This is a genomic window from Maribacter sp. (genome assembly GCF_039968975.1).
GTDB lineage: Bacteria > Bacteroidota > Bacteroidia > Flavobacteriales > Flavobacteriaceae > Maribacter.
Genome location: NZ_JBDVOT010000120.1, coordinates 1 through 11,148, shown reverse-complemented (window position 1 = coordinate 11,148; position 11,148 = coordinate 1). Strand labels below are relative to the sequence as shown.

Below are 11,148 nucleotides of genomic sequence, written 5' to 3'. Positions count from 1 at the left end.
GAGGCTATGACTGCATTGGTTTTAGCAGATTATACCTTATTAAACCGTACTATAAAATTATAGGTTGCGTTTTTAGTACTTTTCCTTGCAAAATACTATCTTACTTCCCTAAACTAATTATTATATGAGGAAGCTTGAGTTGCATTGGCAAATTCTAATCGGAATGTTAGCAGGGGTTTTATTTGCTTTAGCCATGGTTCAATTAGATTGGGGACCAAAATTCATTTCAGATTGGATTAAACCTTTTGGTAATATTTTCATCAACTCATTAAAGCTTATTGCCGTTCCTCTTATTTTAGGTTCTTTGATAAAAGGGGTGTCCGACTTAAAGGATATCTCTAAACTTTCTCAAATGGGCGGTCGTACTATCGGTATCTACATCGCAACAACAGTTATAGCAGTTACTATTGGATTAGGTGTTGTTAATATTGTAAAACCAGGAGCGTCTATTACTGAGGCTACTAGATTGGAATTGGTTGAAAACTATAAAGGTGACGCCGATGCTATTAAAAGTAAAGCTGATAAACAAAAAGAAGCCGGACCTTTACAGGCTTTAGAGGATTTGGTTCCAAGTAATATCTTTGCGGCAGCCTCTGATAATGGCAACATGTTACAAGTTATATTCTTTGCCATTTTCTTCGGTATAGGATTAATATTGATACCTGAAGAACAGGCAACACCTGTTAAAAAGTTCTTTGATGGATTTAATGAGGTTATATTAAAGCTGATAGATTTGATAATGCTGGCTGCGCCATACGGTGTATTTGCCTTATTAGCAGCTTTGATTGTAGAATCGCCTAGCTTAGATTTGTTTAAAGCATTGGCATGGTATGCGTTTTGTGTATTATTAGGGCTTGGACTAATGTTAGGTGTGTATCTTCTTTTGGTTTGGGTATTTACTAAAACCTCACCTAATACATTTATGAAAGGTATGTCACCTGCCCAACTCCTAGCTTTTTCTACGAGTTCAAGCGCTGCAACTTTGCCGGTGACTATGGAAAGGGTTGAAGAACATTTGGGCGTAGACGAAGAAGTAACAAGTTTTGTACTGCCTATTGGGGCGACTATAAATATGGATGGAACTAGTCTTTATCAGGCTATTGCAGCGGTATTTATAGCACAAGCGTTTGGTATGGAGTTAAGTTTATCTGCTCAATTGGGAATTATTGTCACTGCAACATTGGCTTCTATAGGTAGTGCCGCTGTACCAGGAGCAGGTATGGTCATGCTGGTTATCGTACTTGCGCAAGCAGGAATTCCTGAAGCAGGTTTAGCTTTGATCTTTGCCGTAGATAGACCTTTGGACATGTGCAGAACGGTTATAAACGTATCTGGTGATGCATCTGTATCTATGATGGTAGCAAAATCCGTTGGTAAACTAAATGAGCCAAAAGTCAAGAACTGGGATGACAACTATAAGAAATAAAGTATTTATTACTTAGATTTCTTATTGTTTAACTTGTCAGCACCTTTAGTAGCATCTTCGTAGTTAAGATCATCATCTGCAACTTCTTTGTAGGCTTGTATCCAAGCGTTTCTAAATATCCTAGAGACTGTTGGCCAAATCTTCGTTTTAACGTTGCTAAGGTCTCCCTCTACAGGTATTTTTGTGGCCAAGGTATCTTTCTTGTGGTTTTTTAGAATAAACTTAAAAAAGCCTACGAAACCTTCCCATAGTGTTTGAAGAAATCCGTCATCTTTGCCTATTAGTTTGGCGTCTTTTAAAATAGGTTTAAAAGAACCTTTCATATAGCCATCGGCAATAGCTAATTCTCCAAATAGGTCAAAAGAACCTTCATCAAAGTCGATACCCGCATAAAAGTTTGTGAAGTCATTTAAGGCTTTGGCATTAGCATTTTCTAGACTAAAGGACAAATCCATATCAGGAATCTCCTTAACCAAGTTCATATCTCCGTCTAATATGACATCTCCATTTCCTATAGATGTGGCGGTAGCATGTAGGTTAGAAGGTAGGGTTCTTGTTTTTTCAACTACGTTTCTAAGGTTAGATGCTGATAATTCAACATTAGATAAGTGTAAATCTATATTTGGATCTGCTTGTAATTGTAAAAAAGCAAATTTTCCATTTTTTAAAGTAAGCTGATTAATGTCTATAGGTACTAAATCTGTAAGTGCTTTAGACCAATCCTCTGTGTCGGCTACGCCGGTTGTGTCTTGTTGGTCTTCAAATACATATAAAATAGTAGGTTCTGTCATCTCAATTTCGCTGACTATTTTTCCATTTAAAAGGGCATTCCATTCTACGGATATGTCGGTCTTCTTAAAATCTAAAAAAGGAAGTTCGGTATTACCATTGACGGTGTTCAGATACATACCGTGTATCGTATATGCACCTCTTATAATAGATAGATCAATATCTTCAACGTGACCGTTATAACCAGGTATGTCTGCTAAAACTTTATTAACGTAATCTTTTACAAAATAGGGAAGGGATAAACGTATTACAATAAGCAGTATAATTAAAACTGCCGGTATCACATATCTTTTCTTTTTGTAACTTTTCTTGTGTTCTTTACTCATGTAATTTAATTTTTATCACCTACCGCGATAAGATAAATGATTGAAATTAAATGGATTGAGTTAGAAAGTGTTAGGGGTAAAAGTTTTTAAATTAGGATTAAAAATACTTTAAGAGGGTATTAAAGTTATTTCTAAATGAATTTACTCTTTAATTCTTCGGTAGGTATCATGCAAGCTTCTTTTTTGCCATACCATTTGTACCTATTTGCGGCAACGAAATCGTATACGATATTTCTAAAAGACTCCGGAAACCATAATAAAATAGAGGAAATTGTACGAAGTCCTTTCAGGTCCTTACCAATTTCCAACGCTGCCGTAGATTTTGTATAATAGGCTATATTAGGTTTAATAAGAATTATGGAATCTACTTCATTCGTATCAATATTACGCTCTGCTAATAATTTTTTACCTATTTCGCTTTGTAGGGCAGCGTATCTAAAAATATCACCTACATCACGCTTAATAGCAAACTGAACACTGCTGTTACATAGATTGCAAACACCATCAAAAAGAATGATTTTTTTATTTGAATTCACAGGACAAAATTAAAACAATATTTAAACAACCGTTCATAACATTTTTATAAAATCTGTATCAAGAAATAGTTGTAAATAATCTTTAAATGATGGGATATTATTGGTTTTTACACTCTAATCAATCGTATACGATTTAATGTAACTTATTGTCATAGAGACTTATTTCTTTTTTTGAACCATCTCCAATTGGTCTACACTAACATTGGTAGTGAATATGCCGTAGTTGACAATAGCTTTGCCTTTTTCAAGTGAATCAATACTGCCAACTGCCTTACCATCTAACATACGAACGCGATCTCCGATTTTAAATACAGGTCTAGGCTTATTCTTTTCCTTGAAAATAGCTTTTTTCTTTTCAACTTTCTTTTTCTCACGAATTACCTTGACCTCTTTTTGGACCTCTTGGGCTACTTTTGCTTTTTTAGCTCTTTCAGCCTTGGCCTGGTTCGCAGTTTTCTTCTTTCGCTTGCTATTTTCTGTTTCAACGATTCTCAATAACTCAGAAACTAAAGGTCGTTTTTTATTATCTTGAAAATATTTATCTGCGGCAACATTTACTTTATTGCCCAATTGTATCATACGCTGATCATGATCGTAGAGTTCTTGGTAGTTTTCAAGTTTTGATTTTATTTTGGCATTTAATTTTTCTAACCTTTCATTCTCTTCTCTAGCCTTAGCTTCTTCCTCCTTTAACCTAGAGCCGGTTTGTGCCATTTTACTACGCTCTTTTTGCAGTTTGGCAATAGTGGCATCAAATCTAACTTTGCCTCGCTCTATTTTCTTCTTAGCTTTATTAATCAATGAATAGGGTATACCGTTCTTTTGAGCGACCTCAAATGTAAAAGAACTACCGGCTTGCCCTAAAATTAATTGAAATGTAGGTTCTAACGTTTTACCATCAAAAAGCATATTTGCATTTGTTACATGTGGTAACTCGTTTGCCAATGCTTTTAAATTGGCGTAGTGGGTCGTAATTACACCGTATGAGCCCCTTTCGTAGAAAACTTCTAAAAAGGCTTCTGCAAGTGCACCGCCAAGTTCTGGGTCACTACCGGTACCAAATTCATCGATTAGGAATAAAGTGTTATTGTCACAACGCTTTAAAAACTGGTTCATGTTCTTTAACCGGTAACTGTACGTACTAAGATGATTTTCAATACTTTGGTTATCTCCAATGTCTGTTAAAATCTTTTTAAAGAAACAAACTTCACTTCTTTCATGAACGGGAATCAACATTCCGCTTTGAAGCATTACTTGAAGTAAGCCAATAGTTTTTAATGTAATACTCTTACCACCGGCATTAGGACCGGAAATAACTATAATTCTATTTTCATCATGCAGCTCAATGGTTTGAGGATAGGTCTTTTCTCCCTTTCGTTTGTTATTTAAAAACAACAGGGGATGATAAGCATCTCGTAAAAACAATCTATTGTTGGTATTGATTTTTGGTAATAAAGCGTTAATATCTTCTGCGTACTTGGCTTTTGCGGCAATAACGTCCACTTGCGTCAGAAAATTTTGATAATCGCTTAAAAGCGCTCTAAATGGTCTTATTTGGTTTGTTAATTGCTTTAGTATGCGCTGTACTTCTTCCTTCTCTTCAAATTCTAGATTATTGAGTTCACGACTATATTTTAAAGCAGCTTCAGGCTCAATGTAAACGATACTACCGGTTTTGGAAGTTCCCATTACGGCTCCCTTCACTTTCTTGCGATACATTGCCTTGACAGCTAAAACTCGTCTGTTTTCTACCACAGATTCCCTTATTTCGTCTAAATAATCTGAAGATTGATAGGTGTTCAAGGCGGAACCAAAGCTTTGACTAATCTTTCCACGAACTGCATTTATTTGTCTTCTGATGGTAAATAGCTCATCAGAAGCATTGTCTTTTACCTCCCCAAATCTGTCAATTACATTGTTAATCAAAACAGGGATTTCCGTGTTTTGCTCAAGCTTTAGTGCGAAATCGTAAAATAGGGGATAGTATTCCTTAAATTTTTTAAAGAATTTTTGATGTTGTGCTACTGTGATACAGATACTTGCGATTCTTTTGAACCCTTGTAGTTCTAACGTAGTATTTTCAATTTTTAGAAGTTTCAGGTCGGCATTAATGGCATCGAACCCGTGATTAGGAATCCGGTTTTCACTAATAAGTGATGATAAGTATTCTGCTGTTTTACCAAGCTCAACTTTAATAACCTCGTCAGTGATGAACGGGGCAATTTCCTGTGCCGCTTCTTTGCCTAATTCCGTATGACAGCGTGCTGAAATTTGTTGTAATACAGAAGGGAATTCTAAATCTTGTAATGTTTTTGAATGTATGTTTGCCACGTTCTATTTAAATGAGTTGCAAAGGTACGCATTGACAATGTAATTTAATATTGGATTATACTGACCTTGTTTTGAATATCTGTAATAATAGGTAGCGGTTGATTTTTGATTAGGTTAACAGTAACTTTGATTTTAAATCAGGAATACGGAATACTATGGATATTGTTTTGGATAAAAGCTGGAAAAATGAGTTAGCGGAAGAGTTTGAAAAACCTTATTTCAAAGATTTAATGCAATTTGTAAAACTTGAATATGAGGTGAATACGTGCTATCCACAGTATGTTGACATTTTTTCGGCATTTAATCATTGTAAGTTTGAAGAAACCAATGTTGTAATTATAGGTCAAGATCCTTATCATGGTCCCAATCAGGCTAACGGCTTATGTTTTTCGGTAAAAGATGGGGTAAAACATCCACCATCATTAGTAAATATTTTTAAAGAGATTGAGAGCGATTTAAATATTTCTTATCCAGAAAGCGGAAATCTTGAACGATGGGCTAAACAAGGTGTTTTGTTGTTAAATGCTACACTTACCGTAAGAGCACATGAGGCCGGAAGCCATCAAAAACATGGTTGGGAAGTCTTTACCGATGCTGTGATTTCAAAACTCTCAGAACATAGCGATCACATTGTTTTTATGTTATGGGGAGGCTTTGCTAAGAAAAAAGCAAAGCTTATTGATGCAAAGAAACATTCATTATTGACATCTGGTCATCCTTCACCGCTAAGTGCCAATCGCGGATATTGGTTCGGAAACCATCATTTTTCATCTTGTAATAAAATATTAGATGATTTAGACAATAAAACAATCACGTGGTAAGTTAAATATTTAATAAATGCTTTAAATTTAGATTGTGCTTTGGGGCGCAATGGTAAATCAAAACTTAAATAACAGCTCAAATGAATAATTTAGATAGGTTAAATACTATTTTGTTAGTAGATGATGATGATGCAAGTAACTTCTTACATTCCATCTTTATCAATAAGTTGGATATGGATGTAAATATCAATTCTGCTTTAAACGGTCAAGAAGCCATAGATTTTATACTTGGTAAAGGTCAAGAGCAATTAGAATTGCCGTGTATGGTTATGCTAGACTTAAGAATGCCTGTTATGGATGGTTGGCAGTTTATGGATGCCTATGATAACTTGGTCCCTAAAAAACTTAAAGATCAAATTACTATTGTTCTGGTTACCATAAGTGATAACAAAGAGGATAAAGAACGTGCTACCGATGATAAGTATATTGCCGACTTTGCTCAAAAACCACTTTCTGATGAAACTTTCAAAGCATTAATTCAGAAGCATTTTAGCTTAGCTGCGATATAATTACTTTAATATTTGAGATAGAGGAAGCTCTTTTTCTATCAAATTTAATTCCATTAATGTCTGTTGAACTTTAATCAACGTGCTTTCTGGTAGTTGTTTTTGGCTCCATTCCGTAAGTTGCAACCACTCTTGTATATCCTCTAATTTTTGATGATATCTATTGGCTAATGTAGCATCTATTCTAGGAATCTGTTTAAATTCAACGGTGTACATATTAATGATTTCAAGTATGTGGTTCAATATACCCTCATTTTCTTTTAGAAATGAATCTGTACCTACCAAAACGAAACACGGCCATGGTGTAGGGCAATTTCCTAAGTGTTTAAAAACACCACTATCCACTAATGGTTTTGTGGTAAAACGCTCCCACATGAAATAATCGGCGCTTCCAGAAGATAATCCTCTTACTGCTCCGTCTAGATTGTTTACTAATTCGAATTTTAAATTTTTGGTATCCCAGCCCATCTCTGTGGCTTGAACGTAAGACATTAGGTGACTACCGCTACCGTAGCGGCTGATTGCCGCTGTAGTACCCTTTAAATCTTTCAGAGAGGTGAAAGAGCTTTTTGCATCTGTATGAATTCCCCAAAGAAGGGGAGAGGCAATGTATTCTTGAATAATTTTTACGGCATTACCCTCGGTAATACTTTTAACTATACCTTCTGTTAAGATAATGGCTAGGTCGGTATCATTATTTTTGAGCATTTCGCTCATTCTACCGGTACCTTCCGGTACTTCTGTCCATTCTAAATTAATTCCTCTTTCTTCAAATGCACCTTCTTCGATAGCCAAGTGCCATGGAAGGTTAAAATGTTCTGGTACACCTATAATTCTAACGGTTTTCATCTAGTTTATTTTTAAGGTAATCATATATGGCATATTGAGAGCGAATACTTTCTTCATTAGGTAATTGCACTACTTTTTTATTGGAGTTTTCTAAATCTAGAACACGAGCTTTTTGGTTATCATTAAGCTGCAGGGTTAAAATATGTTTTAGTTCTTCAAAAATATCGGCATCTAGAATAGGTGTCAACACTTCTATTCGTCGGTCTAGGTTACGTGTCATCCAATCTGCAGAACCAATATACATCAATTCGTCTCCTCCATTTTCAAAAAGGTAAATTCTACCATGTTCTAAATATCGATCTACAATACTAGTGATGAAAACATTATCCTTCATTCCCTCGCTAGGGTCTTCATTGGCGGTTAAATAGCAACAAAACCCTCTAACGATGAGTCTGACTTCTACACCGGCATTAACGGCTCTGTATAACGCCCTAATCATATCAGAATCTTCAAGACTATTCATTTTTGCAGTAATGGCAGCCTTTTTACCCTCTCGCGCAGCGTTGATTTCGTTTTGAATAAGGTTTAAAAACGTAATTCTTGTGGTAAATGGTGATACCATTAGACGTTTTAGTTTTGGGACAATAATTTTTCTTTCCAAAACCTGAAAAACCTGACCTAAATCTTTGGTTATTTTTTTGTTAGCAGTAAAAAGTCCGTGGTCACAGTATATTTTAGAGGTTTTAGCATTGAAATTTCCGGTACCAATGTAAGCGTACCGTTTTAATTTGCCATTTTCATTTCTAAATACCATTGCTATTTTAGAATGCACTTTTACTTGGGGTATGCTAAAAATAACTTTGGCACCTTTTTCCTCAAAAATACGTCCCCATTTTATATTATTGGCTTCATCAAATCTAGCCTGAGCTTCTACAAATAAGGTTATCTCTTTACCATTGCCTAATGCGGTTAAAATTGCGTCTGCCAGTGATGAAGATTTGGCAATACGATAAATAGTCATTTTTATAGCACTAACATTGGGGTCTGTAGCTGCTGTGGTCAAAAACTCTTCAACCACTTTAAAATCCTGATACGGAAAATGTACCAATTGGTCTTTTTTTGAAATACTTTCAAAAACATTCTCCGTAAATGATAATTCTGAATGGGGTAAAGCCGGTTTGGCTTGGTATTGTAAGTGTTCTGTTCCTGCTGGTAGTGGAAAAGAGAAGAAATCTGATAGATTATGATATGCTCCACCGGGCGATAAATCTACCGTGCCTAATTTAAAATCTGTCTTAAGCGATTCTATCAACCAACTTGGCATAGATTCATCATACAATAAACGGGTTGCTTGTCCGTATAAACGTTTATCCAACGAATTGTAAATTTTTTCTACTAATTCAATATCAGAATAATCGTCTTCTAAATACAATTCGGCATCTCTAGAAAGTTTTATAGAATAGCAACCAATTACTTCTTTGCCAGGTAGTAATTTTTGAATGTTTAACCTTATGGCATCATCAAGGAAACAAAATTGATGTCCGTCGCCGGGTAAACTTATAAATCTGTCTTGGTTTTCAGTGGGTATCTCGACAATACTATATTCTTGGTTTGGGTGGGCTACCGCCAAATAAAGGGCGCCATCCGTTAATTCAAGGTTTTCCTTGTGTACGGCACAAAACTCTTTTATACGCTCGTCGAATAATGATTCTAAGAATTGTTTTTGTTCGTTGGTAAAGTTGGAAGTATTGCGAACATAGATATCATGATCCTCTAATTTGGAAAGGGTCGCCTTAATAACATTGCCAAACTCAACTTGTTGTTCATGGATGGTTTGTAATATGTGTTGTAAAGTGCTATTGGCTTTAAACATTAGTTTCTTTCGAAACTTTTTATCTAAATGCTTTATTTGACGTAGTTGAGAAACGCGTACTTTAAAGTATTCATCTAGGTTAGATGAAAAAATGGCTAAAAATTTTAATCGTTCTAATAACGGCGTGTCGGCACTTTTAGCTTCAAGCAAAACACGTTCATTAAAATAAAGCCAATTAATATCTCTATGTTTTAGGTTGTCTTTTTTCATGATAAGATTTGCGTAAAATTTAGAAATACAATAATTAAGATATTGTAAAAGTAAGTTAAGCCAATCGTTTCAGGCAAAATTCTATTAACCTATCAACAGATGCTGTTGGGGTCACGGAAAACTCGCCTGTTGATCTATTGGCTAAAATACAGTTCATAGAAACCGCTTCGTGTCCTAAGAGCTGAGCTAGGGCATAAATGCCTGAAGTTTCCATCTCTAGATTCGTTAATTTAAGCTCTTTGAATTTGAAGGTCGATAATTTCTCCAGTAATTCCATTTGACTAGGCTTAATTCTCAATTGACGTTGTTGTGGACCGTAAAACCCCGTATTTGTTGCGGTGAAACCTAATCGTATACGATTATCGCTGAACAGTTTTCCAAGTTTTGCTGAGTAGGAGAGTACATATGGTCTAGCTTTATAAGCATTCCAAGATGTATGAGCTATAAATTCATCTTCTATTTCAGGATAGTTAATTTTATCATGCTCATAGAAGTGCAATAATCCATCAAAACCAATTGAATATTTACTGATCAAAAAAGAATCAATAGGAATATCTGGTTGAATGGCACCAGTTGTTCCAATTCTAATAATATTTAAAGTGGTGTGTTCTTCTTTTAGTGTTCTTGTTTTAAAATCAATATTAACAAGAGCGTCTAACTCGTTTAGTACAATATCAATATTATCCGTACCAATTCCAGTGGAAATTACCGAAATACGTTTACCGTTTAAATGCCCGGTATGTGTATGAAATTCTCGTTTTCCCTTTTTTACTTCAATAGTATCGAAATGACGAGAAACCTGATGAACCCTATCTGGGTCACCTACGGTAATAACGGTAGTAGCTATATCTTCTGGTAATAAATTCAGGTGGTAGATGCTACCATCTTCGTTGATGATAAGCTCAGCAGGCTTTAATTGCATGCTATAATTTTAAGATTCGGTTCGTAGTGGTGTTGTAAAGGAAATTGTACTTCAAAGCACCGCCTAAATAAACATCATTGTCTTGTATGCAAGAATAATAACTTGTTTGACCATCTAAAATTTCTTTACCTTTTTTAGAAAGGCGAACTGGGTTTAGACTTGTAATCAACGGTTTTAACCTAGTAAGCGCACGGTCATATTGCGTGTTTGAAAAACCTAAGTTACCTTGGTTTTTAAGCAAAACATCCATGTATTCCGTTTTAGATTTAGGTTTTCTGTCAATACCAAGTTGTAAAATGGTATTCTCCATTTCATTTAAACCGTTGTTGATACTAGGAAAACGTTTTAAATGTGTTTTAATAGCATCACCTAGATAATCAAATTGATAGTTATTAAAATCTGTTAAGTTTTCTAAGCGAATAGGATTATTACTGCAATATAGCTGCCATACATAATCTGCGTATTCCGTATCATCTTGTGATAATACCTTCTTGTTTTTATACAAGCCAAGTAACTGCTCGTCAGAAAGCTCATTAAGACTATACAATTTATCAGACTTGTCTTCTTTACCGCTACACACCAATGATATTTGGGCGTATTTTCTATGAGTTAGCAACCA

At 35.2% G+C, this 11,148-nt stretch carries 10 protein-coding genes; 3 read left to right on the top strand and 7 right to left on the bottom strand.

The window, feature by feature from the left end:
* Positions 1-124: 124 nt before the first annotated feature.
* Positions 125-1,426 (top strand): dicarboxylate/amino acid:cation symporter, encoded by a 1,302-nt coding sequence (locus ABJI11_RS08115; protein WP_348351082.1) that lies wholly within the window; start codon positions 125-127, stop codon positions 1,424-1,426.
* 8 nt (positions 1,427-1,434) lie between these two features.
* On the opposite strand, the gene ABJI11_RS08110 is transcribed toward ABJI11_RS08115, so the two are convergent.
* The 3 genes from ABJI11_RS08110 to ABJI11_RS08100 form a co-directional block, all read right to left on the bottom strand.
* Positions 1,435-2,541, bottom strand: a complete 1,107-nt coding sequence (locus tag ABJI11_RS08110; protein WP_348351080.1) for a DUF748 domain-containing protein — start codon at positions 2,539-2,541, stop codon at positions 1,435-1,437.
* A 131-nt stretch (positions 2,542-2,672) separates the two neighbouring features.
* Entirely contained in the window at positions 2,673-3,077 is a 405-nt protein-coding gene (locus ABJI11_RS08105) for a DCC1-like thiol-disulfide oxidoreductase family protein (protein WP_348351078.1), read from the bottom strand.
* Between the two features lie 159 nt (positions 3,078-3,236).
* The gene (locus ABJI11_RS08100; protein WP_348351076.1) at positions 3,237-5,408 is read right to left on the bottom strand and encodes a DNA mismatch repair protein MutS; all 2,172 of its coding nucleotides are present in this window, start codon (positions 5,406-5,408) and stop codon (positions 3,237-3,239) included.
* A gap of 155 nt (positions 5,409-5,563) precedes the next feature.
* On the opposite strand from ABJI11_RS08100, the gene ABJI11_RS08095 reads away from it, so the two are divergent.
* Positions 5,564-6,229: a uracil-DNA glycosylase gene (locus ABJI11_RS08095; RefSeq protein WP_348351074.1), complete on the top strand. Its 666-nt coding sequence runs from the start codon at positions 5,564-5,566 to the stop codon at positions 6,227-6,229.
* Between the two features lie 80 nt (positions 6,230-6,309).
* Positions 6,310-6,738: a response regulator gene (locus ABJI11_RS08090; protein WP_348351072.1), complete on the top strand. Its 429-nt coding sequence runs from the start codon at positions 6,310-6,312 to the stop codon at positions 6,736-6,738.
* On the opposite strand, the gene ABJI11_RS08085 is transcribed toward ABJI11_RS08090, so the two are convergent.
* The 4 genes from ABJI11_RS08085 to ABJI11_RS08070 all read right to left on the bottom strand — a co-directional run.
* Positions 6,739-7,584, bottom strand: a complete 846-nt coding sequence (locus tag ABJI11_RS08085) for a substrate-binding domain-containing protein (RefSeq protein ID WP_348351070.1) — start codon at positions 7,582-7,584, stop codon at positions 6,739-6,741. It abuts the gene before it with no gap.
* Positions 7,571-9,607 carry a polyphosphate kinase 1 gene (gene ppk1, locus ABJI11_RS08080; protein ID WP_348351068.1) on the bottom strand — a complete coding sequence of 679 codons (2,037 nt, stop codon included), beginning with the start codon at positions 9,605-9,607 and terminating at the stop codon, positions 7,571-7,573. Before ppk1 ends, ABJI11_RS08085 begins: the two co-directional genes overlap by 14 nt.
* A 55-nt stretch (positions 9,608-9,662) precedes the next feature.
* Positions 9,663-10,529: a nucleoside phosphorylase gene (locus tag ABJI11_RS08075; RefSeq protein WP_348351066.1), complete on the bottom strand. Its 867-nt coding sequence runs from the start codon at positions 10,527-10,529 to the stop codon at positions 9,663-9,665.
* 1 nt (position 10,530) lies between these two features.
* The coding region (locus ABJI11_RS08070; RefSeq protein ID WP_348351064.1) for a DUF1835 domain-containing protein at positions 10,531-11,148 on the bottom strand (618 nt) is incomplete at its 5' end.